Here is a 22,851-nt window from a genome sequence, read left to right as displayed (position 1 = left end):
GGTGCGCGAGGCAGCCTACATGAGAATGATTTTCATCCCGCGACGAGGGGGCCGACCCTCACGGACACCGGGATCTCGAAGTGCACGACCCGCTCCCCCGTCACCTCGCGCTCGTCGCACACGGCCACGCCCTGCGACCGCCAGAAGGCCTCGGCGCCGGGCACCCCGGGGTCGGTGTGCAGATAGACAGAGCGGTAACCGCCGTCGGCCGCCGCGAAGTCGAGCAGCGCGGCGACCAGGCGCCGGGCCAGGCCGCGCCGCCGGTGCTCGGCGCGCACGTACACACGGCGCAGCTGGGCGGTCTCACCGGACGGGTAACGCTCGGCCAGCCAGCGGGGGTTGGGCGGATGCGCGGGCCCCCGGGAGTCCAGCGCCCCGGTGGCGACGACCGCGCCGTCCCGCCCGTCGACCGCGACCAGCAGCACGTGCCGGTCGGGAGCGACGTAGGCGCCGAGCGGATCGATGATGTCCCCGTGCCAGCGCGGCACATAACCGGTGTCAAAGTCACGGTAGAGGGTGTCGAGCATCACCGTACGGGCGTTGTCGAGGTCGCCCGGCCCCGCCACTCTGATGTCGTAGTCATGCACCTGCACATCATAGGCAATAACTCTGATCTGATTCCGATCAGGAGTGCGAACGCTCACCCCCCGGCCGGCGTGACCGGCCGGACCGCGGGCACCGCGCGATCGGCTCTCCGCCGGGCGTGTGCGACGGCGCCCGGGCGGCCGGTATGCGACCGTGCGCCACCGCCCGCCGAGCGGGGGACGCGTGCGCGAACGACTTGCGGGTACTTCGTCGTTCATGCGGATGAGCGTGCTGGATGTCGGATCGAACACCGTACGGCTGGTCGTGGCGGACGCGGAGGGCGGTGTCCCGTTGCCGGTACACACCGCGAAGTGGCGCCTGCGGCTGTCCGAGCAGGTGACGCCCGGGGGTGAGGTGCCCGACGAGGCCGTACGGCAGTTGTGTGTCGCGGTCGCGGCCGCGGCACAGACGGCGGAGAGATGGGGGGCGTCGACGCCGCTCGCCTTCGCGACCGCCGTGGTGCGCTCCGCGCCGAACTGCCAGGACGTGCTGCGGGCCGTGCGCGCGGCGACCGGGGTACCGATCTGCACCCTGCCCGGCGAGGTGGAGGCCGAGCTGACCTTCCTCGGGGCGCGACGCTGGATGGGCTGGCGGTCGGGGCCGCTCGCCCTGCTGGACATCGGCGGCGGCTCGCTGGAGGTGGCCTTCGGTCGCGGCCGGCTGCCGGACTTCGTGGCCTCGCTGCCGCTGGGCGCGAACCGGCTGACCCACGAGTTCTTCCTCGATCAGGACCCTCCGTCGCCGGAGAGCGTCAAGGCACTGCGGCGCAAGGTCCGTCATCAGCTGCGGGACGTCTCCGCACGCATCCGCTGGGAGGGGCCGCGCACCGCTGTGGCCACCTCGCGCACCTTCCAGCAGCTCTCCCGGCTGTGCGGGTCGGCGCCGGGCCGCCACGGGCCCTTCGTGGAACGGGAGTTGCGGTGCGCGGACCTGGAGGTCGCCATCGCGCGTCTCGCCCGCCTCCCCTCGGCCGAGCGGTCGGTGCTCCCGGGCATCTCGGCGCCCCGGGCGAAGCAGAGCCTCGCCGGGGCGCTGGTCGGGCACACGACGATGAAGCTCGCGGGCCTGAAGTCCGTGACGATCTGCCCGTGGGCGATCCGTGAGGGTGTACTGCTGCGGCACATCGAGGACGGCCCGGCGTGGTGGTCGGAGGTGACGCGGGACGTCGAGGACACCGGGTCGGCCGTGTCGAGCAGAGCGGGCGCGGTGCCCCTGCGCATCGCCGCGCCGGCCCGCTGACCCCTCCCCCGCCGAAAGGCACACGCGATGACCCACCACGACGAGCGGAACGCCGACGAGACACCCGACCCCGCCCTGGACGAGGTTCTGCACGAGGCGGAGGAGGCGCAGACCCGCGTCACCGACCCCGAACAGCGGCGCCGACGCCGGGGCGAGGCGGGCGACGCGATCACGCCCGACGAACAGGCGCAGGAGGAGTCCCACCACGACTGACGTCCCCGCCGACGGGACGACAGCCTCCGCGACCGCACCCGCCGGATCAGCCGACTTTGCCAGCGTCAATACATAAAGGGGGAATTCACCTTTTCGAGTGCTGCAGATCTTGCGCGCGGCTCGGAAGGGATGACCGGCTCCGCGCCGGGGTAGCTAACGGGATCTACCGCGCCCTACCCCTGACAAGGTGGAGCCGCCATGACTCCGGACGCCCATGACCGCGCCGCCCCCCGGCCCGAGGACGCGGCCGCCGGGCCCGGACCCGGTCCGGCCACGGAATCCGCCGACACCCTGCCCGCCGCCCCGCCCGCCAACCCGTACGCGAGCACTCGCCGGGTCGGCCCGTACACCGTGATCGTGGTCGTGGGCGAGATCGACGTGGCGTCGGCGGATCTCGTGGCCGCGCATCTGACGGCCGCCGCCACGGGCCCCGGCGAGCCGGACGTGCTCGTCGACCTGCGCGAGGTCGCCTTCTTCGACTGCTCGGGCCTGCGCGTGCTGTGCCGGGCCGAGGCCACGGCCACGGCACGCGGCGGACGGCTCCGGCTCGTCTGCGACCAGCCCCTGATGCACCGGCTGTTGCGCGCCGCCCGGCTGCTCGGCCGCTTCCCGCCGCTCGCGGAGCTGCCTCCCGTTCCCCCCGCGTCGCCCCCGCCGGAGCGGCCAGGTCTCAAGTAGCAGTTCAATGAAACGATTGAAGGACCACGGCAGGCACACCCTCCGTTCCGGGGGACGCCGGCACGGAATCCGAGCTACACAGAAGTGACACGGAAGTGGGGACACGCGAAGTGAAGTTTCTTCTCGAAGTCGACCTGGACGGCACGGACTGGGACGAGGGCACCACCGTGCAGGAACTGGAGCGCATCCTGCGCTACTGGGGCGGCAACCTCCGGCACTGCGAGATCGAACCCGGTGACGGCCAGCCCCTGTACGACTCCGGGCACCAGGAGGTCGGACGCTGGAGCATCGCTCCCGAGTGACCGGCCGCAGGCTCCCCGGCAGAGGTGATGCCGGGGGCCGGCCGCGGCCCCACTCCGCTTCGGCCGGCCCCCGGGCGGGATCACGTGGCACACCGCGACAGGGCTCGCGCTCCCCAGCCACGGGCCCTCGCTCATCACTCGCGGAACCACACGACCCCGGTCTGTCGGCCGCGCGAGGCGGCCTGGTCGTCCGGGACGCTCAGAACGCGTACAGGACGCTCGCGGCGGCGTCCTTCAGACACGGGTTGGCGAAGACGCGCTCGTATGCGACGCGCTTGCCCTGCCAGACACCGTCCACGGTGACGACCACCGGGTCGTACTGCTTGTTGCACATCGCGTGGGCACGGCCCGCCAGGGCGTCGAAGTCGCCGCCGCTGCGGCGGATCTCGGCGCAGGCGTCGACGGGTGCCGGGTGCGTGCCGGAGGCTTTCGGCGCGCAGGTCAGGGTGACCGCGCGCTCGGGGGTGACGGCCGCCGCGGTCTCGCCGTGACCCGTGGTCAGCACCAGGGCCGAGGGGGCGTAGAGCCCGGCCGCGGCGGGCTCGGGGGCGGCGAGCGCGGAGCCCGTGAGGGGACCGCAGACGGCGGTGGCCGTCAGGGTGAGAGTCGCTGCCCAACGCGCGGTCTTCCGCATGATGTGCATCCTTCCGCTCTGCAGGAGTTCCCGGGCGGCCCCGCCACATCGGTCGTGTGTACGGAGCCGGCCCGGCCGGTGCCGGATCGGCGAGCGCGAGTCTGCCGGGTCCGGGACCGGAACACACATCGACCCCACGCGTTTCAGTAACTTTGAGTATTGAATCAGTGGCTCGAAGTCACGGAATCCGACCATGTGAACCCCGATTCTGAGCGGCTCCCGATCGCCCCATGATCATGAATGGCCGGATCCGCACGGCTGCGCAATAGGCCTGAAACATTCCGCTTCCGCTCGCGACAACCGCCCGAACAGCCCCCGCACGGCTGCTGCACGGCTGCTGCACGGCTCCTGCACGGCCGGGAACGGTGGACGATTCATCCATTTCGGCCCCGCGGAACGGGCGAAGCGCCCTCCCCCGTGCGTGACGCTGGACGGCACCCGCCCCGCTCGTCAGGATCGTCGGCGACGCGGGGCGTTCTCGACGGCGAGGGGCAGGGCGGACGGATGGCGAAGCACTGGGCGGACTTCCAGTACGAGATCTACCTGGGCGGGATGGGCGGGTCCGTGCCGCGGCTGCCCACCGATCTGCGCCGGCTGGAGGAGCTGGCCGAGCACCGGCTCGGCGCGGGTCCCGTCGGCTACGTGGCGGGCAGCGCGGGCGACGGCGGCACGGCCCGCGCCAACCGGGCGGCGCTGGAGCGGCGGCGGATCGTGCCACGGCTGCTGCGGGACGTGAGTGACCGTGATCTGTCCGTCGATGTGCTGGGCCGCGCGCTGCCCGCGCCCCTGGCCCTGGCCCCGGTGGGCGTGCTGTCGATCGTGCACCCGGAGGCGGAGGTGGCGGCCGCGCGGGCCGCCGCCGCGCAGGGCGTGCCCTACATCCTGTCCTCGGCGTCCAGCACGCCCATGGAGCAGGTCGCGGAGGCGCTGGGCGACGCGGAGCGCTGGTTCCAGCTTTACTGGGCGAAGGACCGTGAGGTCACCCGCAGCTTCCTGGACCGGGCGAAGGCCTCGGGGTACTCCGTACTCGTCGTCACCCTGGACACCCCGCTGCTCGGCTGGCGGCCCCGTGACCTGGAGCGGGCGTACCTGCCGTTCCTGCACGGTGTCGGCACCGCCAACTACTTCTCCGACCCGGCGTTCCGAGCGGGCCTCGCCAAGCCGGTCCACGAGGACCCGAACGCGGCCGTGCTGCACTTCGCGGGCATGTTCGGGGATCCCGCCAAGACATGGCCCGACCTGGCGTTCCTGCGCGAACACTGGGACGGGCCGATCGTGTTGAAGGGGGTTCTGCACCCCGACGACGCCCGGCTCGCCGCGGACGCCGGGATGGACGGGGTGGTGGTGTCCAACCACGGGGGCCGGCAGGTGGCGGGCGGGGTCGGGGCGGCCGACGCGCTGCCGGGCGTGGCCCGGGCGGTCGGCGACCGCGTGAGCGTGCTGTTCGACAGCGGGATCCGCGGCGGGGACGACGTCTTCAAGGCGCTGGCCCTCGGCGCGCGGGCCGTGCTTCTCGGGCGCCCCTACGTCTACGGTCTCGCCCTCGACGGGCAGCCCGGTGTGGAACACGTCATCCGGTGTCTGCTCGCCGAGTTCGACCTCACGCTCGCGTTGTCCGGGCACCGTACGCCGGCCTCGATCGGGCCGGAGAGCCTCGCCGGCTCGGGCGTCTGACCCCGCTGCCGGTCCTCGCGCCCCCGCGCGCGAGGACCGCTCCGCCTCACCAGCTGAACCCTGTGAGGGGTTGCGGAATGTGGAGGGACGTCAGGGGACGTACCGGCACTGTGCCGAAGCCGGTGCCGGTGCCGAAGCCGGAGCCCAAGCCGAAGCCGGAGCCCAAGCCGAAGCCGGTGCCCAAGCCGAAGCCGGTGCCGGCGCCGGGCTCGGTCTCCGTCGTCGTGGCGTCGGCCACCGACCGGACCGAACCGCCCTGTTCGGCCTCCGCCTCGGGGGACGCGCCCGGCTCCGGGGAGCCGGACCTCTCCGGTCCCGGCGCCGGGGAGGCGTCCGTCCCGGGCTCGCGGGTGACCGGCTCGGTCTCGGGCGTGGGGGCCCCGGAGCCGGAGACGGACAGCGAGTCGGGGCTGGCGGCCACGCCGTCGGTGAGCCAGTGCTGACGGCCGGAGTTGTCCCGGCCCTTGATGACGATGTCGGCCCTGGGGTCGCTGCCGATGGGGGCGACGGCGAGCCCCTCGCCCCAGCGGGGCAGCAACTCGCCCTGCACGGTGAAGTCGTAGCGCACGTCGTCACCGCGCTCGGAGTCCTCGTCGGCGCACTTGCCGAGGACGACGACTCCGGCGTCGACCTGGGAGTCCAGGCACAGTTCGGGGTTGGCGACACTGCGCAGCAGACCGTCCTCCTCGTAGGACCACTTCTGGGTCCAGTCGGAGTCGCACGCCGCGAGTTCGGTGGAGGCGCCCTTCACGGCCTTGCCGCCCTTGATGTCGAGGCACAGGTCGGCGGCCTGGTTGCGCAGCCGTGTCTGCTGGGGTCCCGTGGGCCTTCCGGCCGAGGCGGGAGGGGTCGGCGAGGCCGTGTCGTTGGTGGTCTCGTTGCCCGTGTCCGGCGCCGTGGCGACGCCTCCGGTGGCACTGGTGGAGGCGGCGGGATCGGCCGCGCCGCCGTCGTCCGAGAGGAACGCGGCGCCCAGGACGGCCGCGAGCAGCGCGCCGGAGGAGACCCCGACGGTGATCAGGGCCCGGGGGTTGCGCGCGCCGGAGGTGAGCTTGCGGCGCTGCGCGGGAATCTGGGAGAGCAGACGGTGCCGGCCACCGCTCCCCGGCCGCCTGGAGGCACCCTTGTGCGGCATGCGGCCGGGCCGGGAGTCGAGATAGCGCCGGGCCCCCCAGCCGAGTACGGCCTCGGCGATCACACCGCCCAGTCCGCCCTCGAAATGGCTGAGTTGCTCGGCGGCGTAACGGCAGTAGCGGCACTCCAGCAGATGCTGCTGGACATCCGGCAGCAGGGCTCCGCCGCGGCGAATGGGCACGTCCAGGAGCCGGTTGTAGAAGCGGCAGTCCTTGGACGGCGCGAGTTCCCGGTGGGCACGGACGCAGCCCTCCCGGAATTTGTCGCGCGCCTGTTCCAGCGTGGCCACCGCGCTGTCGGCGTCCAGCCCCAGCAGACCAGTGGGTATGGTTATCGTTTCGGCTTCTACTTCGGTGTGCCACAACAGGCACTGGGAGACCGCCGGAAGAGCCTGGAAAGATCGCTCGATGAGCTTGCGGTTTTCGGGCGTCATGGACTTCGCCGCCCGCATACCGCGCCCGCCGGCGGGCTTCCTCAGGTCGGACAGCACCTGGGAGACACCCTCGTCCGCGGACCATTCCTTGACGGTGTCGCGCGCGGCCACCAGCAGCCGGGGCCGCAGCGCGACGCCCGACTCGCCCCGCATCAGCCCGTCGAGCACCCGGTGGAACGCGGTGGCGGTCACCATCGAGGCGACACCGGACTGCGTGGCGAGACAGATCGCCGCGTAGTCGTAGGTCGACTGCCAGTGCCGTGCCATCAGCAGGGCGACGGGGTCGCCGGTGCCGCCTTCCGGCCAGCCTCTCAGCCGGGCGGCGAGAGTCTCGTCGGACTCTCCGGGCACCGGGCCGGGAGCGGGCGCATAGGTGGGGCGGGGAGGGTGGGGGGTGTGCACAGAGCGGGTTTCCTTCCAAGGCACAAGATGGCACACGGAGTTGTGGCCGCCGAAAAGGGCCCTGGATTGGTGCGTACCTTTTTGGCGGGCGCGGGGAAAGCGGCCGGGGACCGGGCCGCGCAACGGCCGTCTCCCCAGAGCCTTTTGGGCCCTTCGGCGACCGGAAAGGCCAAATAGCCTTTCCAGCCGGGCCATTGCCCATGCGCAGGAAGTTCACCCTTGCACAAGTTACTCATGGCTAACAAGGCGCTTGAGCAACATCTGCATCACTAAAAGCAGGTCAGATGACCGGTACGAAAGCTTCCGCTTCGCAGAATGAAGCCTTCCGGTTCTTGAGAACTCAAGGACGCAAGCACCCCGTGTGAACCGTGCGCACACCCCGACGGCACGCGCACGCTCCCCCGAGCCGGTGGTTGGTTGTTCAATCGAGGCGGCCACCTCGGAAGGCCCCGCGCGGAACGGCGGCTCTCCCGCGCGAAACGGCCGCCGGCCTTGATCCTCCCGCCCTCGGCCGGCGGCCCCGGGGGCCCTGTCCGCCTCCCGCTCAGATCTGCCAGGACCGCAGCCGGTCCGCCGCCCCGTAGACGTCCGTCGCCCCGGAGAGCAGATCGCGCGCCAGATCCACGAGGGATCCGTACGGCGGGTTGATGCCGACACCGCTGACGAACATGTACGACACGGCCGTCGCGCAGGCGAACCGGGCGTTGGCGGCCGGCAGGGGCTTGAGCACCGCGAGAGTGTGCAGCAGGGCGGCGGCCCGCCAGGCGGGGTCGGAGTCGACACCGAGCCGCGGGGGATCGACGCGGTGCCGGGCCACGGCGGCGACGAGTGCGGAGAAGTCGTTGATGCTGGGCTGCTCGGGCATGACCTCTTCGTGCCGCTGGAGCAGCCAGGGCACGTCGATGTGGATGACGGAGGCCATCGGTCAGACGGCCCGTCCTCGTGACCGCGCGGCGGGCTCGTCGTCCGGGAAGGCGGCCGCGAATTCGTCGGAGTGCGCGGTGAAGAACCGGCGGAAGGCCTCCGCGCCCTCCTTGAGCGCCCGGTGTCGCACTATGTCGGCCGCGGCCGCCTCACGCACGAGCGCCTTCATCGACGTACCGCGTTCCTTGGCGATCTGCCGCAGGTCCTCTAGCTCGCGGTCGCTGAACTCCACATTCAGAGCTGGCATGCGTCCACGGTACCGCGCGGGTACTTACCCGTAAATAGTCGCAGGTCACCTGGCATGACCAGCGGTACCGACGGGTGCGGCCGATGCCCGGTCGGGACACCGGCCGCACACTCCGTCACGCCGTGCTCAGGTCTGGTCCGCCACGAACGACGCCATGCGGGCCAGCGCCGCGTTCCAGTTGATCGTGTGCTCGTTGGTCGACCAGGACTGGATGTCGTCGATGTAGCAGAACTGACCGACGCAGCCCTGGAGTTTGCTCTGTGCGTAGGGGTCCTGGATGCCCGAGTTCGGGCCGCCCGCGAGAGTGCCGGCCGGCGGGTTGGGCTGGTCCGGGTCGAGCTGGTGGGCGTACCAGCGGCTGTGCTGGTTGCGGGCGTCGACCTCGCCGTAGCCGGTGACGTAGGAGATGTTGAGGGCGTTGCGGCCGAAGAGGTAGTCCATGCTCTGCAGCGCGCCCTCGCGGTACTTGGACGCTCCGCCGATGTCGTACGCGGTGGCCACGACGACCGCGTTGTTGAGGATCTGGTGGTTGGAGCCCCAGTCGTAGACGTTTCCGTCCGGCGCGTACGGCATGCCGTACGGCTGGGACCTCAGCGTGGCCAGATAGCGGTCGGCGCCCTCGATCACGGACTTGCGGACCTTGTCGCGGCCGGGCAGCCTGCTCGGCACGGTCGCGAGGTCGAGCCGTCCGGCGGCGGCCGTCCGGGCCCAGTCGAAGCCGATGGGTCCGAAGATGTCGGCGGTGTGCACCGGCGAGGCGAGGACGTAGTCCTGGAACGCCTTCTCACCGGTGGTCAGGTACAGCTGTGCGGCCGCCCAGTAGAACTCGTCGGTGACGGTGTTGTCGGCGTAGGTGCCGCCGCCGACGCCGTCGCTCTCGGAGGCGTACATCGCGGGGTGCTCGACGGCCGCCGCCCAGGCAGTGCGGGCCGCCGCGAGGGTCTTGGCGGCGAAGGCACGGTCGTAGGGGCGGTAGAGGCGGGCCGCCTGGGCGGCGGTGGCGGCCAGGTTCAGGGTCGCGGCGGTGCTCGGCGGATGCAGTTCGCGCTTCTGCGGATCGGCGGCGGGCATCAGGGGCAGGCCGGTCCACTGCTCGTCGTGGATCTTGTGGTGGGCCATGCCGGCGAGCGGCTGCCCCTTCGGCACCTGCATCCTGAGCATGAAGTCCAGCTCCCAGCGAACCTCGTCCAGCAGGTCGGGCACCTTGTTGCCGCTCTCCGGGATGTCCAGCGAGCCGTCGCCGAGCTTCCCCGCCTTCCCGGTACGGGCGTGCAGCGCGCGTTCGTAGGTGCTCAGCACCTCCCAGGTGGAGATGCCGCCGTTGACCACGTACTTGCCGTGGTCGCCGGCGTCGTACCAGCCGCCGGTGACGTCGAGCCGGTAGTCGCAGACACCGGGCTGGCAGGGCACGTTCCCGTCGCCCTGGTTGGGCGCGATGTCGACGTGGCCGGCCGCGCGGCCGTAGCCGGGGCGCAGCGCGTCGCTGATCGGGGTGCCGCTGCGCTGGGTGTAGTAGTACTTCAGCGAGTCGAGGCGGAGGCGTTCGTAGGCGCGCGGGTCGATGTCGAAGGGGCGGCTGGTCTCGCCGTCGACGACCAGCGTGAAGCCGGTACCGCGCTTCCTGTACGCGCCGAAGTCGATCGAGTGGACGTTCTGCCCCGAGGAGGCGTCCAGCCCGCGCGGGGTGGTCCGCCCGTGGGCGACGACGGTGCCCGAGGCGTTCTGCAGCTTCCAGGGCAGCTTCGCCGGGGCGTCGGTGACCAGGGTGGCGTTCTTCGGCCCGGCCGGCAGATAGGCGACCTGGTTGACGCGCACCCGGGGCCCGGTGTCGGGCTCGTACACCTCCGGCGGTACTCCGCCGAGCAGCGACACGTCGTCCATGCAGAAGGTGAACGGGTTCGCGTTGCCGCCCACCTGGAAGCCGACCTGGGCCTGGGTGGTGTCGACGGGCGAGGTGAAGGTGTAGGTGTAGGAGTCGCCCGAGACGTTCAGCTGCGGACTCACCTCGAAGTACGTGTCGTACGGGGCCACCGACAGGCCGACGATCGCCCGCGCGATGTTGCCCTGGGGTGTGCCGGACGCGGAGAAGGCGAACCGGTACGACTCGCCCTTGACGAGGGTGATGTCGTTCTGGCCGACGGCGGCGTCCCAGCGGTTGGCGGTGCCGCCCGGGATGTCGGCGCACAGACGGCCGTCGGTGAGACCGGCGGTGACGTTGGCGGTCGTCCACCAGGGGGCGGTGGTGGTGTCGAAGGTGCCGTTCTTGACCTGTTCGACCTCCTCGGCCTGGGCCGGCCCGGCGGGCAGCGCGGTGAGCGCGGCCGCCACGAGGGCCGTCAGGGCGAGCAGGCTGGTTCTGCGGCGTTTCACGTCTGGGCTCCTCGGGGGAGGTGGGGGCGCACAGCGGTGACGGACGTACGGTGGCGCAGGAGACGACTTGGGCGTGGGAGCGCTCCCAGATGCGGACCTTGGCCATGCTGTTAGAGACATGACAGCCCGTCAACGGTCCGGACGGGACTGGTTTCCCTCCGGCTCTCCCGTACGGACGGGGCGTCGCCCTCGGACAACGGCACCTCCGGGACGGCAGGAGTCCCGCCCGCCACTCGGCGAACACCGGTACGACAGAACGCACGGGCATGCGGTTTCCGGTCCGCTTTCCCGGCGGAGCGCATAGGCTGGATTTCACCCGTAAGCCCGTTCGGTCCGGCGAAATGGAACTCGCGACGATGAGGAGCCGCAAGGTAACGCACGGTGACACCCCTGCGTATGCCCTGGACGGTGCCGCCACGGCGCGGGCGGCCATGGACGGCGATGGCACGATCGTCGAGTGGAACGAAGGCGCGAGGCGCCTGTTGGGCTGGCCCGCGGCGGATGTCGTGGGACGCCCCGCCGAGGAGCTGCTGGCCCCGGGCGACCCTCTTCCGCCACCCCCGCCGGGCAGTCGCAGCTGGAGCGGAACGCTCACGTTGCGTCACCGTGACGGCCGCGCGGTGACCGCGTGGCTCCTCGCCCACCAACAGCGCGCGAAGAACGGCGACGGCAACGGCAACTGGCTGGTTCTGTGTCCGCTCGACGATCCCGGCCCGCTGGGGCGGGACGATCCGCTCGCGGCGGCCGTCATGTTCCAGTCACCGTGCGCCATGGCCGTCTTCGACGACCGGCTGAGGCTGCGCGGCATCAACGACGTGATGGCGGACGCGGTGGGGATGCCCGAGGACAACCTCCGGGGCCTGCACATGTCCGAGATCATCGGCGGGCGCCAGGGCGAGAAACTGGAGGGCCACCTGCGGGAGGTGCTCGCCGGCGGTCGGCGCAAGGACGTGCAGACCTTCCTGCGGGCCGCCGACGAGAACCGCGCCCACGCCTGGTCGGCCGCCATCGCCCCGCTCCTGGACGACGCCGGCGCACCCATCGGGGTCTGTGTCACCGGGCACGACATCACCGAGCAGTACCTGGCACGACAGCGGCTGCAGCTGGTGAACGAGGCGAGCATCCGCATCGGCACCACCCTCGATGTGACGCGCACCGCCCAGGAACTGGCCGACGTGTGCGTCCCGGTCCTCGCCGACTTCGTGAGCGTCGACCTCATGCAGTCCCTCGACCACGGCGACGAACCGCACGAGGGCCCGCTCTCCGCACCCTTCACGCTGCGCCGCGCCGCCCACCAGTCGGTCACCCCGGGCTGCCCCGAGGCGGTGGTCGAGGTGGGCCGCACCGACGTCTACCCGGCCACCTCACCGCAGGCGGCCTGCCTGTCCGTCGGCCACACCGTCGTGGCGGCCGACCCGGCGAACACCCTGGCGGACTGGCTCGCCTGGGACCCCCTGCGCAGCGCGCGGGTCAAGGAGCTGGGCGTCCACACCACCATGTCGGTGCCGATCCGGGCCCGCGGCACGACCCTCGGCGTCGCCGTCCTGACCCGCTTCAAGCGACTCGACCCGTACACCGCCGACGACGAGCTGCTCGCCGAGGAGGTGACGGCCCGCGCCGCCGTCTGCATCGACAACGCCCGCCGCTACTCCCGCGAACGCGAGACCGCCCTCGCCCTCCAGCGCAGCCTCCTCCCCCAGACGCTCCCCCGCATGCCCGCGCTGGAGGCGGCCTCCCGGTACCTCCCGGCGGCCCAGGCCGGGGTGGGCGGCGACTGGTTCGACGTCATCCCGCTGTCCGGGATGCGGGTCGCCATGGTCGTCGGTGACGTCGTCGGGCACGGCGTGCAGGCCTCCGCCACCATGGGCCGCCTGCGAACGGCCGTCCGCACCCTCGCCGACGTCGACCTCGCCCCCGACGAACTCCTCACCCACCTCGACGACCTCGTCGTACGGCTCTCCGCGGAGGCCGGCAGCGAGGGGGTGACCGGCGAGGTGGGGGCCACCTGCCTCTACGCCGTCTACGACCCGGTGACCCGTCGCTGCACCTTCGCCCGCGCCGGGCACCCGCCGCCGGTCGTGCTGGACCCGGACGGGCGGCCGATGGAGGTGGAAGTGCCGTCGGGACAGCCCCTGGGCCTCGGCGGACTGCCCTTCGAGTCCGCCGAACTCGAACTGCCCGAGGGCACCGTCATCGCCCTCTACACCGACGGTCTGATCGAGACCCGCGACCGGGACATCGACGCCGGTCAGGAGCTGCTGGCCGAGGCGCTCTCCGGCCGCACGGGCTCGCTGGACGACATCTGCCAGGGTGTCGTGCACTCCCTGCTGCCCGCGAACGGCGCCCCCGACGACGTGGCCCTGCTGCTGGCCCGCACGCGCGGACTGCAGGCGGCACAGGTCGCGACCTGGTCGATACCCGCCGACCCCGCGTTCGTCGCCCGCACCCGCCAGTACGTGCTGACACAGATGGCGCTGTGGGGCATCAGCGAGTCGGCGTTCACGGCGGAACTGGTGGTGAGCGAGCTGGTCACCAACGCCATCCGGCACGGCGCCCCGCCCATCCAGCTCCGCCTGATCCACGACGACACCACCCTGATCTGCGAGGTGTCGGACGGCAGCGGCACCGCCCCGCACCTGCGCCGTGCCAAGACCTTCGACGAGGGCGGGCGCGGTCTGCTGCTGGTGGCCCAGCTGACCCAGCGCTGGGGCAGCCGGCACACCGAGGACGGCAAGACGATCTGGGCGGAGCTGACCCTTTCCGAGGAGTGAGACAGGCTCCCCGGGCCGCGTGAGAAGGGCCTCATCACAGGGCCGCACCGGCCTCCGCCCGACCGGGCGGTTGTAGGGTGCTCAGGTCTCCGCGCCACTTACCGCTCGAAAGCCCTGCCGTGAACACCGCCCTCGCCGAGGTCCTGTCCGTCGTCCTGCTCGTCGTCGTCCTCGGCAGCGCGGTCGCCCGCCCGTTCGGGCTGCCGGAGGCCGTGGTCGCGGTCCCGGCCGCCGGCCTCGTCGTCGCCGTGGGCGCCGTCTCCCTCGACCACGCCCGCGCCGAGGCCGAACTGCTGGGCCCGGTGCTCGGCTTCCTGGCCGCCGTGCTCGTGCTCGCCAAACTCTGCGACGACGAGGGACTCTTCCAGGCGTGCGGGGCGTGGATGGCGCGCGCCTCGGCGGGCCGGCCCCGGCGGCTGCTGGGCTCGACGTTCGTGCTGGCCTCCGGCATCACGGCGGTGCTCAGCCTGGACGCCACGGTCGTGCTGCTCACCCCGGTGGTGTTCGCGACGGTCGCCAGGCTCGGCGCCCGCCCCAAGCCCCATGTGTACGCCACCGCGCATCTGTCGAACACGGCCTCGCTGCTGCTGCCCGTCTCCAACCTCACCAACCTGCTGGCGTTCACGGCGAGCGGGCTGACCTTCACACGGTTCGCGCTGCTGATGGCGGCGCCGTGGGCGGTGGCCGTGGCCGCCGAGTACGTGATCTTCCGCAGGTTCTTCGCGGCCGACCTGGACGTCGTGGCGCCCGCGCCCGAGAAGCCGGTCGAGGCGCCCGAGCTGCCGATGTTCGCGCTGGTCACCGTCCTGTGCACGCTCGCCGGGTTCGTGCTGACATCCGTGCTCGGGATCGAGCCCGTGTGGGCGGCGCTGGCCGGGGCCGTGGTGCTGTCGGTCCGCGCGCTCGTGCGCCGCACCACCGGCCCTGCCGCGCTGCTACGGTCCGTCTCCCTGCCCTTCCTCGCGTTCGTGCTGGCGCTCGGCATCGTGGTGCGCGCGGTGGTCGACAACGGCCTCGCCGACGCGCTCGGCCACGTGATGCCGTCCGGCGGCGGCCTGCTCGCCCTCCTCGGCGTCGCCGCCCTCGCCGCCCTGCTCTCCAACGTCATCAACAACCTGCCGGCGGTCCTGGTCCTGGTCCCCCTCGCCGCCCCGCTCGGCACGGGCGCCGTCCTCGCCGTGCTCCTCGGTGTCAACATCGGCCCGAACCTGACCTACGCCGGTTCCCTGGCCACCCTGCTGTGGCGACGCATCGTCCACCAGCACGAGCACGACGTGGACCTCGGCGAGTTCACCCGCCTCGGCCTGCTCACCGTCCCGGCGGCGCTGTTCTCCTCGGTGGTGGCGCTGTGGCTGTCGCTGCTCGCCTTCGGGGGCTGAGCGCACGCCGTCGAAGCGCGTGGTCGTCAGCGGCCGTCGCGCAGCTGCTGCCGGTACTCCCCCGGCGGCACCCCGTAGCGCCGGCGGAACACCCTGCTGAAGTGGAACGGGCTGCCGAACCCGGAGGCGGCTGCCACGCGCTCCACGGTCAGTTCGGTGGCCTCCAGGAGGCGGGCGGCGTGGCGCAGACGGGCGTGGCCCAGGGCGCGCATCGGGGAGTGCCCCAGCTGCTCGGTGAACAGGTGCGCGAACCGGGACGGGGAGAGGGCGACGCTCTCGGCGAGGGAACGGACGGTGTGCGGGGCTCCGGGGTCGGCGGCGATCAGGTCCTCCGCCCGGCGGATCCGCGCATCCGCCCCCGACGGGCGGGGCTCGGACCGGGCGGCGGTGAGCAGGACCACCTCCTCCAGGGAGCACAGGGCGAGTTCGCGGGCCGCCGTGCCGTGTGCCACCGCGACGTCGGTGTGCTCGTCGCCCGGGGGTGCGGGTGCGGGCGGTGCGCCGTCGCCGATCCAGCGGGCGTCGGCGAGCATCCGGCCGAAGGCCGCGTCCACGCGCTCACGGATGCCGCCGGGGGCCGACGGCACGGCGTACAGCCGGTCGCCGGACTCGTAACGACGCAGCCAGGCCGTCCAGGACGCACGCGGCTGGCAGTGCACCCACCAGAACGCCCAGTGCCCGGCGCCGGGCCCGACCGCGTAGTGCTGGGGCACGCCCGGGCCGAGGACCACCAGGTCGCCCGGCGTCGCGCGCATCCGTGCGGTGCCCTGCCGCAGCAGTCCCGCGCCTCCCGTGGTCCAGGTGAACAGCCAGCTGTCCGCGCCGCGCGGCCGGTGCACCGCGTACGGCGGCCGCTGGTCGAAGCGGCCGACGATCATCTGACCCGGCGGAGGTGACGGGTCGGCGGGCGCAGCAGTTCCAGGCAGGTCGTCAGCACGCACAGGCATCCTCCCGAAAGGCGCTCGGACCTAGCGTGGGACAGGGTCGACGACAGGGAAAGGGGCACGCCGATGGCAGCCACGAGCAGGGCGGAGTTCGAGGAGAACGGCTTTCTGGTGGCGCGGGGGCTGTTCACGTCCGCCGAGATCGAGGAGCTGTGCGACCGGTTCACGGCCCTGCGGGAGGGCGGGCCGATCCCGGGGCACTTCCAGCCGAGGACGCCCGCGGCGGACGGTCCGGCCGACCCGCTGGACACCCACCCCCGGGTGATGCACCCGCACCGCGTCGACGAGCTGTCCCTGCGGGTGCTCCTGGACGCACGGCTGCGGGTCATCCTCGAAGGGCTGCTGGGGGAAGAGGTCCTGGCGGCGCAGAGCATGTTCTACTTCAAGCCGCCGGGGGCCCGGGGGCAGGCGCTGCATCAGGACAACTTCTATCTGCGGGTGGAGCCGGGGACCTGTGTGGCGGCCTGGATCGCCTGCGATGTGATCGACCGCGCCAACGGCGGTCTGGAGGTCGTGCCGGGGACGCACCGCATGGATCTGTTCTGCCCGGAGGTGGCGGACGCGGAGGTCTCGTTCGTCCGCGAGTACGTCCCGCCGCCGCCCGGTCTGTCCGCCGTGCCGGTCGACATGGCCCCGGGCGACGTCCTCTTCTTCAACGGAAGCCTCGTCCACGGCTCCCAGCCCAACCGCACCACCGACCGCTTCCGGCGCTCCTTCATCGGCCACTACGTGGGCCGCTCCACCGAACGCATCGGCCGCTACTACGACGTGCTGACGATGACCGGTGCCCCGGTGCCGCTGGCGGAGAGCGAGGGAGCGGGCCCGTGCGGCACGGAGTTCGAGCCGATGGGCGCCCACTGAACCGGGCCCCGTTTCAGCCCAGTTCGAGCAGCCCCCGCCGGACCGCCTCGGACACCGTGCTCGCCCGGTTCTCGGTGCCGAGCTTGCGGTAGACGCGGACCAGATGGGTCTTGATCGTGGCCTCGGTGAGGTGGAGGGCGGCGGCGATGGCCCGGTTGCTGCGGCCCAGCGCCAGCAGCCGTACGACCTCGATCTCCCGGTCGCTCAGGGCGGCGCCAGGATCGGCCAGGTGCCCGGCGAGGTGTCCGGCGGCCTCGGGGGCGAGTCCCATCCCGCCGGCCGCCGCGGCGCGCACGGCCCGGAACAGCTCCTCGGGCGGGCCCGCCTTGAGGACGTAGCCGCGGGCGCCGGCCTCCATGGCCCGTACGACATCGCCCTGGGTGCCGGAGCTGGTGAGGACGACGACCCTGCTGCCGGGGGCCTCGGCGGTGATGCGCCGGGTCGCGTCCAGCCCGTTGAGCCGGCGGGCGGGAGCGGTGTCGTCGGTCAGGCGGAGGTCCATCAGCACCACGTCGGGGCCGAGCCGCACGGCGAGCCGTACGCCCTCCTCGCCGTCGCCGGTCTCGCCGACGACGTCGAAGCCGGGCTCACCGCCGAGAAGGGCACGCAGGCCCGCCCGTACGACCATGTGGTCGTCCACGATCAGGACACGCAGCGGGGTGTCGTCCGGGGTGGTCACCGGTCGCCCGCCGGGCCGGCCAGGGCGAGGGAGCCCACGGGGAGGCTGGCACGGGCCAGGGTGCCGCGGCCAGGTGCGCTGCGGACGGTGAGCGAGCCGCCGAGGGCGCCCAGGCGCTCCCGGCCGCCGGTCAGGCCGAGGCCCCGGTCGCGCCGCTTCGCCGTCGTCGCCCTCGTGTCGAAGCCCACGCCGTCGTCCCGTACCTCGACGGTGACGGTCGTGTCGTCGCGGTGGTCGAGGGTGACCCAGACGTGCCGGGCGCGGGCGTGCTCACAGGCGTTGGCGAGCAGGCCCTGGGCGACGCGGAGCAGGGCGGCGGCCCGGTCGTGCGGCAGATCGCCCGGCTCGCCCTCGGTGCGGAACACCACCCGTGACGGCGTGGCCGTGGAGCGGGTACAGAGGGTGCGCAGCGCGGTGGAGAGGTCGTCGTGCTCCAGGGCGGGCGGGGTGAGGTCGCTGATGATGGTGCGGGTCTCGGCGAGGTTGGTGTCCAGTGCGTCGACGACCGTGCGGACCTGGGCCCTGGCGAGGTCGGGGCGGCGGTCCCAGTCGCGGTCGGCGGCCTGGAGGAGCATACGGCTGCCGGCGAGTTCCTGGGCGAGGGTGTCGTGCAGGTCGCGGGCGATCCGGGCGCGCTCGGCGAGCCGGCCCGCCTCGCGCTGACCCCGCGCCAACTCGGCGCGGGTGCGCCGCAGTTCGCCGAGGAGTCGCTGCTGGGCCCGGTAGAGGGCGACCGTGGCCCACAGCGCGGCGGTCGGCGGGAGGAGCTGTTCGGGATGAACGGTTCCGGCGGTCCGGGCGATCAGCAGGACGAGCGGCACGGTGATCACGCCGACGACGGCGAGTGCCGTGCGGCCCGTGAACATGCGCAGGGCGAGGATCGCGAGCGGGAGCGCCAGCCAGGTGTAGGCGGTGGCGGCCGGGGCCGGCATCTCCCAGGAGACCCGGCACCACAGCGCCAGCAGCGCGCCGAACCACAGAGGCCGGCCCCACCGGCCGAGCCGGTCCCGGAGGGCGAGCCCGGCCACGTACCCGGCCGCCAACAGCGCGATGAGCGGCACCAGTTCCCAGCACAGCGCGGAGTTCAGGTCGACGAGGCGGACGACTCCGCCGACGACGACGGTCAGGAACAGCAGGTCCGGCAGTCGGCGAACCGGCAGTGGACCTCGGTGCGGGACGGCGGGGGCGGCGATGGCGGGCACGGCGGCGGCGATTCCCTCTACGACGGTCCGGACGGGCACGGGGCTGACGGGCACGGGCTGGCGGGGCCAGCCGAGTGTAGACAGTGACACGTGTGTCCGGAGTAAAGGAAAACGCCGTACCGCCGTGACCGGCGGGGTGGTTACCGCCCGGGGTGCAGGCCCAGGACTCCCGGGGTCGGGTCGCCCTTGACCTCGCCGAAGTAGAGCGCGAAGGTCTGCTTCCACCGCTCGACCTGGGCGCGGTCCTCCATGAACCGGGGGAAGCCGTCGAGGTGCGCGTTCCGGTAGGTCCAGACGGGCTTCAGGCCGCCGGCGGGCGTGATGTCCGTGCGGACGGACCAGCCGTTGAAGGCGCCCTGCTGACGTTCGGCGGACAGTGCCCAGTTGAGGTACAGCTTGGCGGCGGTGGGGTGGGCGGCCTTCCTGAGGATCGCGGCGCGCTGACCCCAGGCCATGAAGGGGTGCCCGTCGGCCACGGCGAAGCGGGTCGCGGCGGTGGAGGGGGCGGTCAGGGAGCCGGACCCGCCGACGCCGATGGCCTTCCTCCTGCCGTTGACCGCGACACCCGGGGTGTGCGAACCGCGGTTGAACTGCGGCTGCTGGGCGGCGAACTTCGCGATCCAGTCCCAGCCGTAGGCCTCCTGGTAGAGGGAGTAGAGGTAGAGCACCGCGTCGTCGTCGTGCGGGTAGGAGGAGGCGATGGCGTCCTTCCAGCGCGGGTCGACCAGCTCCTGCGGCGACTTGGGCGCGTTCCCGGCGACGGCGTCGACGCCGTACATGTAGCTGAAGGCGATGACCGCGACGGCCGTCCAGGCGCCCTGCGGGTCGCGGAAGTCCTTGTACAGCTTGGAGAAGCCGGCGGGCCTGTACGGCAGCAGCTTGCCCTGGCTCTTCCAGCGGGTGAAGTCCTGCAGCGTCTGGAGCTGGACGAGGTCCGGGACCAGGCTGTCGGTCGCGAGCTGGTTGTCGACCCGGACGTCGTGGTACTTGCTGTAGTCCACGACCATCGTCAGGTCGATGTCCGGGAAGCGCGTGCGGAACGCCTGGGCAGTGAAGTCCTGCTGCGTGGCGGTGTCACCGCCCGCGTAGATCACGAGCTTGCCGCCCTCGGCGACGGCGTCGCGGCACAGCTCGTCGAGGGAGCGCGTCTCCTCCGGGCCCGGCGCCGCCGTACGGGAGCCCGCCGCCGACGCGGTGGCGGCCTGGGCGGCGCCGGTCGCGGCGAGGCCTCCGAGCGCGGCGCCCGCTCCGGTGGTGAGAATGCGTCGCCTGCTGAAACTGCTGGCCATGGGGGGAAAGGTCCTTTCAGGGCTTGACTCGACGGCGGTGCCGCTGCGGCGGCACCGTAAGTCTGTGATCGACGGCGTCCGCCGCGCGTCCCCCGGAAGCCGAGACCCTGTTCAACCGTTCGGTTGAACAGGGTCTCGGGGCGAGGCGCGCCCGGCCCCCGCGCCCCACGCGCCTCAGGCCGATCCGCTCGTACCGCCCTGTCCCGATGCCCTCGTACGACGGGCGGCCCGCTGGTTGAATGAGGCGGCTCCACCGCGTCCCCCGCGCGGGACTCCGCTCCTCGTCCTCTGCGGAGGGCTCAACTCCCCATCGCTCAGGCCCTGTTCACCTCGTTCCAGTTGCTGGAAGGGAACTCCGGATGACCGGCGTCCGCGTCACGCACATAGGCGGCCCGACCACCCTGATCGAGATCGGCGGGCTGCGCCTGCTCACCGACCCGACGTTCGACCCGCCGGGCCGCCGCTACGCCTTCGGCTGGGGCACGTCGTCCCGCAAGACCGCCGGGCCGGCGCTGCCGGCCGCCGAACTGCCCCCGGTGCACGCGGTGCTGCTCACCCACGACCACCACGGCGACAACCTCGACGACGCGGGCCGCGCCCTTCTGCCGGGCGCCGGGACCGTGCTCACCACCCCGTCCGGGGCCCGGCGGCTCGGCGGCAACGCACGGGGGCTCGCCCCCTGGGACACCTGGCAGCTGTCCGCCCCCGACGGCACGACCGTCGAGGTGACCGCCACCCCCGCCCGGCACGGCCCGCCGCTGTCCCGCCCGATCGTCGGCGAGGTCACCGGCTTCGCCCTCGGCTGGCCGGGCCAGCGGCACGGGGTGCTGTGGATCTCCGGCGACACGGTCGTCTTCGAGGGCGTACGGGAGGTCGGCCGCCGTCTGACCGTGAGCACCGCGCTGCTCCACCTCGGCGGCGTCGGATTCCCCGTCACGGGGCCGCTCCGCTACACGATGACCGCCGCCGGGGCCGTCGAGGTCTGCCGGCTGCTCCGTCCCCGTACCGTCGTGCCCGTGCACTACGAAGGGTGGAGTCACTTCCGCGAACCCCGGGCGGCGGCCGAGCGGACGCTGGCCGGGGCCCCGGCCGAGGTCCGCGACGCCTTCCGCTGGCTGCCGCCGGGGACGGCGACGGACATCAGCGTGTGAGGGACGCGCCCCCGCCGCCCGCCTCCAGCAGGTCCAGCGCGCGTTCCCAGTGGAACTCCCGGCGTCCGTCGCCCTCCTCGGCGCCGCCCGCGTACGGATCGCCGAACCGGACGCCCATGCCGCGCAGCCGGTCCAGGCTCGCGCGGTACGCCGGGTGGGCCGCGAGCGCGTCGGCCACACAGGGCAGGACGGCGATCGGGACGCCGAGGCCGGACGTCTCGCACAGGGTGCCGACCGCGAGGGTGTCGGCCAGGCCGGCGGCCCATTTGTTGACGGTGTTGAAGGTGGCGGGCGCGACGACGACGGCGTCCGGCGGCGGGAAGGGGCGCGGGTCGCCCGGCCTGCGCCAGGCGGAGCGGATCGGGCGGCCGGTCTGCGCCTCGACCGCCGCCGCGTCGAAGAACCCGTCCAGGGCGAGGGGTGTCGCGACGACCCCGACCTCCCAGTCGCGCTCCTGCGCCACGGTGATCAGCTTGCTGACCTCCACCGCGATGCCGGCGGCGCAGACGACGACGTAGAGGAAGGGTTTTCCGCCCTGTCCGGACCGGGCGTCGGCCGTGTTCGCGGTGGCAGTCACCCGTCGACCCTACTCAACCCGGCTCACCCGCCGGGCGGTCTCTCGACGAAGCGTTCGACGTCCTCGGCGGTCGGCCGGAGCACTCCGTCGCGTACGGCGAGGGCCGTGGCCTCGGCGCGGGAGGCGGCGCCGGTCTTGCGCAGCAGATGCTCGACGTGGGTGTGCACGGTACGCGGGGACAGGAACAGCGCCTGGGCGATGGCCTGGTTCGTCTGACCGGTGGCCGCCCGGGTGAGCACCTCCAGCTCCCGCGGACTGAGCCCGTACGGCAGCGGGGCGGGCGTCTCGTGCACGAGGACCGCCCGGCGGACGACGGCCGAACCGAGCGTGTGGCGGCGGACGGTGACCCGGTACCACTCGGTGCCGACGGGCCAGAGCAGGCGCAGCCGGGTGCCGTGCGAGTCGGCGAAGGCACGCAGGAGACGGCGGAACTCGGTGTCCCGCAGGACCAGGGCGGGGTCCCGGCCGGGGAGTTCGAGGACGTCGTCGGCGACGACCAGGCTCGCGCCGCCCTCCGTGGGGAGGTCGGGGAGGGCGCCCGCGTGCGCGGTGGGGTCGGCGAGGACGCCGAGGGCGGGCAGCAGCGAGGCCAGCAGCCGGCGGGTGCCGGTGTCGTAGGCGTCGGGGGTCGCGGTGGAGAGGGTGATCAGACCGACGAGGCGGCCGTGGTGGCGCAGGGCGCCCGTGACCGCGTCGCGGACGCCGGCCGGGCGCATGCGTTCGGCGTAGAACCAGCCGTCGCGGTAGCGCTGGCCCGGGTCCTCGACGTCCTCGCAGATGGAGGGTGGGATCTCGCTGCGCAGGACGTTGGCGTACCAGGGGGTCGAGACGAACTCGGCGGCGAGGGCCGCGGAGACGTCGGCGTCGTAGCCGACACCCGCGACCTGGACGTGGGTGCCGGTGACCGGGTCGATCTCCAGGAGGGTGGCGGCATCGAGGGGCAGGGCGCGGCCGAGTTGGTGGAGGGCCTCGGCGCAGGCGGAGGCGGTGTCGCGTTCGCGGGTGAGCATGCCGATGCGGGCGGCGGCGGCGATCTGGTGATGGGTGAGCATGCGCGCCTCCCGGGGACGCCCCGAGACCGGGTCAGGTCTTTTGGGTCCTAACGATAGGGGGAGGCGGTCAGGTGGACAAGGCACGCACCGGGCCGGGGCGCCCGCGCCCGC

Annotated in this window: 21 protein-coding genes; 9 read left to right on the top strand and 12 right to left on the bottom strand. The window is 72.8% G+C overall.

Annotation, left to right across the window (positions count from 1 at the left end; all coding sequences use genetic code 11):
• Positions 1 to 32: 32 nt before the first annotated feature.
• The gene (locus ACWCRJ_RS12300; protein WP_450939217.1) at positions 33 to 587 is read right to left on the bottom strand and encodes a GNAT family N-acetyltransferase; all 555 of its coding nucleotides are present in this window, start codon (positions 585 to 587) and stop codon (positions 33 to 35) included.
• Positions 588 to 801: 214 nt separating this feature from the next.
• Here ACWCRJ_RS12300 and ACWCRJ_RS12295 point away from each other — a divergent pair, with 214 nt between their 5' ends.
• The 4 genes from ACWCRJ_RS12295 to ACWCRJ_RS12280 all read left to right on the top strand — a co-directional run bounded on the left by ACWCRJ_RS12295 (position 802) and on the right by ACWCRJ_RS12280 (position 3,017).
• Positions 802 to 1,824 carry a Ppx/GppA phosphatase family protein gene (locus ACWCRJ_RS12295; protein ID WP_450939216.1) on the top strand — a complete coding sequence of 341 codons (1,023 nt, stop codon included), beginning with the start codon at positions 802 to 804 and terminating at the stop codon, positions 1,822 to 1,824.
• A 27-nt stretch (positions 1,825 to 1,851) separates the two neighbouring features.
• Complete coding sequence (locus ACWCRJ_RS12290) at positions 1,852 to 2,037, top strand: hypothetical protein (RefSeq protein ID WP_450939215.1); 186 nt, start codon at positions 1,852 to 1,854, stop codon at positions 2,035 to 2,037.
• A gap of 198 nt (positions 2,038 to 2,235) precedes the next feature.
• Positions 2,236 to 2,715 (top strand): STAS domain-containing protein, encoded by a 480-nt coding sequence (locus tag ACWCRJ_RS12285; RefSeq protein WP_450939214.1) that lies wholly within the window; start codon positions 2,236 to 2,238, stop codon positions 2,713 to 2,715.
• Positions 2,716 to 2,825: 110 nt separating this feature from the next.
• Positions 2,826 to 3,017, top strand: coding sequence for a hypothetical protein (locus tag ACWCRJ_RS12280; RefSeq protein ID WP_450939213.1), 192 nt, complete (start codon positions 2,826 to 2,828; stop codon positions 3,015 to 3,017).
• Between the two features lie 199 nt (positions 3,018 to 3,216).
• Here the strand turns inward: ACWCRJ_RS12280 and ACWCRJ_RS12275 are convergent, their stop codons facing one another.
• Complete coding sequence (locus ACWCRJ_RS12275) at positions 3,217 to 3,651, bottom strand: protease inhibitor (protein ID WP_179859944.1); 435 nt, start codon at positions 3,649 to 3,651, stop codon at positions 3,217 to 3,219.
• Between the two features lie 504 nt (positions 3,652 to 4,155).
• Between ACWCRJ_RS12275 and ACWCRJ_RS12270 the strand changes: the two genes are divergently transcribed.
• Positions 4,156 to 5,325 (top strand): lactate 2-monooxygenase, encoded by a 1,170-nt coding sequence (locus tag ACWCRJ_RS12270; RefSeq protein ID WP_450939212.1) that lies wholly within the window; start codon positions 4,156 to 4,158, stop codon positions 5,323 to 5,325.
• A gap of 46 nt (positions 5,326 to 5,371) precedes the next feature.
• On the opposite strand, the gene ACWCRJ_RS12265 is transcribed toward ACWCRJ_RS12270, so the two are convergent.
• From ACWCRJ_RS12265 to ACWCRJ_RS12250, 4 genes are all read right to left on the bottom strand, one after another.
• On the bottom strand, positions 5,372 to 7,294 hold the full coding sequence (locus tag ACWCRJ_RS12265) for a ricin-type beta-trefoil lectin domain protein (RefSeq protein ID WP_450939211.1): 1,923 nt from the start codon (positions 7,292 to 7,294) through the stop codon (positions 5,372 to 5,374).
• Between the two features lie 544 nt (positions 7,295 to 7,838).
• On the bottom strand, positions 7,839 to 8,216 hold the full coding sequence (locus ACWCRJ_RS12260; RefSeq protein ID WP_450939210.1) for a toxin Doc: 378 nt from the start codon (positions 8,214 to 8,216) through the stop codon (positions 7,839 to 7,841).
• Between the two features lie 3 nt (positions 8,217 to 8,219).
• The gene (locus ACWCRJ_RS12255; protein ID WP_450939209.1) at positions 8,220 to 8,465 is read right to left on the bottom strand and encodes a hypothetical protein; all 246 of its coding nucleotides are present in this window, start codon (positions 8,463 to 8,465) and stop codon (positions 8,220 to 8,222) included.
• Between the two features lie 126 nt (positions 8,466 to 8,591).
• Complete coding sequence (locus ACWCRJ_RS12250; RefSeq protein WP_450939208.1) at positions 8,592 to 10,835, bottom strand: glycoside hydrolase family 9 protein; 2,244 nt, start codon at positions 10,833 to 10,835, stop codon at positions 8,592 to 8,594.
• A 356-nt stretch (positions 10,836 to 11,191) separates the two neighbouring features.
• Between ACWCRJ_RS12250 and ACWCRJ_RS12245 the strand changes: the two genes are divergently transcribed.
• Complete coding sequence (locus ACWCRJ_RS12245) at positions 11,192 to 13,606, top strand: SpoIIE family protein phosphatase (RefSeq protein ID WP_450939207.1); 2,415 nt, start codon at positions 11,192 to 11,194, stop codon at positions 13,604 to 13,606.
• Positions 13,607 to 13,725: 119 nt separating this feature from the next.
• Positions 13,726 to 14,985, top strand: a complete 1,260-nt coding sequence (locus tag ACWCRJ_RS12240; protein ID WP_450939206.1) for an SLC13 family permease — start codon at positions 13,726 to 13,728, stop codon at positions 14,983 to 14,985.
• A gap of 26 nt (positions 14,986 to 15,011) precedes the next feature.
• Here the strand turns inward: ACWCRJ_RS12240 and ACWCRJ_RS12235 are convergent, their stop codons facing one another.
• Positions 15,012 to 15,932 carry a helix-turn-helix domain-containing protein gene (locus tag ACWCRJ_RS12235; protein WP_450939205.1) on the bottom strand — a complete coding sequence of 307 codons (921 nt, stop codon included), beginning with the start codon at positions 15,930 to 15,932 and terminating at the stop codon, positions 15,012 to 15,014.
• Positions 15,933 to 15,995: 63 nt separating this feature from the next.
• Between ACWCRJ_RS12235 and ACWCRJ_RS12230 the strand changes: the two genes are divergently transcribed.
• Positions 15,996 to 16,790 carry a phytanoyl-CoA dioxygenase family protein gene (locus ACWCRJ_RS12230; protein WP_450939204.1) on the top strand — a complete coding sequence of 265 codons (795 nt, stop codon included), beginning with the start codon at positions 15,996 to 15,998 and terminating at the stop codon, positions 16,788 to 16,790.
• A gap of 13 nt (positions 16,791 to 16,803) precedes the next feature.
• Here ACWCRJ_RS12230 and ACWCRJ_RS12225 read toward each other — a convergent pair whose 3' ends face one another.
• From ACWCRJ_RS12225 to ACWCRJ_RS12215, 3 genes are all read right to left on the bottom strand, one after another.
• Entirely contained in the window at positions 16,804 to 17,469 is a 666-nt protein-coding gene (locus ACWCRJ_RS12225) for a response regulator (protein ID WP_450939203.1), read from the bottom strand.
• Entirely contained in the window at positions 17,466 to 18,710 is a 1,245-nt protein-coding gene (locus ACWCRJ_RS12220; RefSeq protein WP_450939202.1) for a sensor histidine kinase, read from the bottom strand. The genes ACWCRJ_RS12225 and ACWCRJ_RS12220 overlap by 4 nt, the downstream gene beginning before the upstream one ends.
• 101 nt (positions 18,711 to 18,811) lie before the next feature.
• Complete coding sequence (locus tag ACWCRJ_RS12215) at positions 18,812 to 19,960, bottom strand: ABC transporter substrate-binding protein (protein WP_450939201.1); 1,149 nt, start codon at positions 19,958 to 19,960, stop codon at positions 18,812 to 18,814.
• A 359-nt stretch (positions 19,961 to 20,319) separates the two neighbouring features.
• Here ACWCRJ_RS12215 and ACWCRJ_RS12210 point away from each other — a divergent pair, with 359 nt between their 5' ends.
• Complete coding sequence (locus ACWCRJ_RS12210) at positions 20,320 to 21,111, top strand: MBL fold metallo-hydrolase (RefSeq protein ID WP_450939200.1); 792 nt, start codon at positions 20,320 to 20,322, stop codon at positions 21,109 to 21,111.
• Here ACWCRJ_RS12210 and ACWCRJ_RS12205 read toward each other — a convergent pair.
• Together ACWCRJ_RS12205 and ACWCRJ_RS12200 are read right to left on the bottom strand one after the other, a co-directional pair.
• Positions 21,101 to 21,688 carry a flavoprotein gene (locus tag ACWCRJ_RS12205; protein ID WP_450939199.1) on the bottom strand — a complete coding sequence of 196 codons (588 nt, stop codon included), beginning with the start codon at positions 21,686 to 21,688 and terminating at the stop codon, positions 21,101 to 21,103. The two genes, ACWCRJ_RS12210 and ACWCRJ_RS12205, sit on opposite strands and share 11 nt — an antisense overlap.
• Positions 21,689 to 21,711: 23 nt before the next feature.
• A complete protein-coding gene (locus tag ACWCRJ_RS12200; RefSeq protein ID WP_450939198.1) occupies positions 21,712 to 22,740 on the bottom strand; it encodes a response regulator transcription factor in 1,029 nt (342 codons plus the stop codon).
• Between the last annotated feature and the right edge of the window lie 111 nt (positions 22,741 to 22,851).

The sequence above is a fragment of the Streptomyces sp. NPDC002324 genome, from assembly GCF_053593335.1.
The sequence above is the reverse complement of the archived record's forward strand: the minus strand, read 5'-3'. Positions and strand labels throughout refer to the sequence as shown.

What these genes read in the sequence shown, in the direction of transcription:
- ACWCRJ_RS12295 (WP_450939216.1), top strand. Translation starts at nt 802, where the DNA reads ATGCGGATGAGCGTGCTGGATGTCGGATCGAACACCGTACGGCTGGTC.
- ACWCRJ_RS12290 (WP_450939215.1), top strand. Translation starts at nt 1,852, where the DNA reads ATGACCCACCACGACGAGCGGAACGCCGACGAGACACCCGACCCCGCC.
- ACWCRJ_RS12285 (WP_450939214.1), top strand. Translation starts at nt 2,236, where the DNA reads ATGACTCCGGACGCCCATGACCGCGCCGCCCCCCGGCCCGAGGACGCG.
- ACWCRJ_RS12275 (WP_179859944.1), bottom strand. Translation starts at nt 3,651, where the DNA reads ATGCGGAAGACCGCGCGTTGGGCAGCGACTCTCACCCTGACGGCCACC.
- ACWCRJ_RS12270 (WP_450939212.1), top strand. Translation starts at nt 4,156, where the DNA reads ATGGCGAAGCACTGGGCGGACTTCCAGTACGAGATCTACCTGGGCGGG.
- ACWCRJ_RS12260 (WP_450939210.1), bottom strand. Translation starts at nt 8,216, where the DNA reads ATGGCCTCCGTCATCCACATCGACGTGCCCTGGCTGCTCCAGCGGCAC.
- ACWCRJ_RS12255 (WP_450939209.1), bottom strand. Translation starts at nt 8,465, where the DNA reads ATGCCAGCTCTGAATGTGGAGTTCAGCGACCGCGAGCTAGAGGACCTG.
- ACWCRJ_RS12245 (WP_450939207.1), top strand. Translation starts at nt 11,192, where the DNA reads ATGAGGAGCCGCAAGGTAACGCACGGTGACACCCCTGCGTATGCCCTG.
- ACWCRJ_RS12235 (WP_450939205.1), bottom strand. Translation starts at nt 15,932, where the DNA reads ATGCCTGTGCGTGCTGACGACCTGCCTGGAACTGCTGCGCCCGCCGAC.
- ACWCRJ_RS12230 (WP_450939204.1), top strand. Translation starts at nt 15,996, where the DNA reads ATGGCAGCCACGAGCAGGGCGGAGTTCGAGGAGAACGGCTTTCTGGTG.
- ACWCRJ_RS12215 (WP_450939201.1), bottom strand. Translation starts at nt 19,960, where the DNA reads ATGGCCAGCAGTTTCAGCAGGCGACGCATTCTCACCACCGGAGCGGGC.
- ACWCRJ_RS12210 (WP_450939200.1), top strand. Translation starts at nt 20,320, where the DNA reads ATGACCGGCGTCCGCGTCACGCACATAGGCGGCCCGACCACCCTGATC.
- ACWCRJ_RS12200 (WP_450939198.1), bottom strand. Translation starts at nt 22,740, where the DNA reads ATGCTCACCCATCACCAGATCGCCGCCGCCGCCCGCATCGGCATGCTC.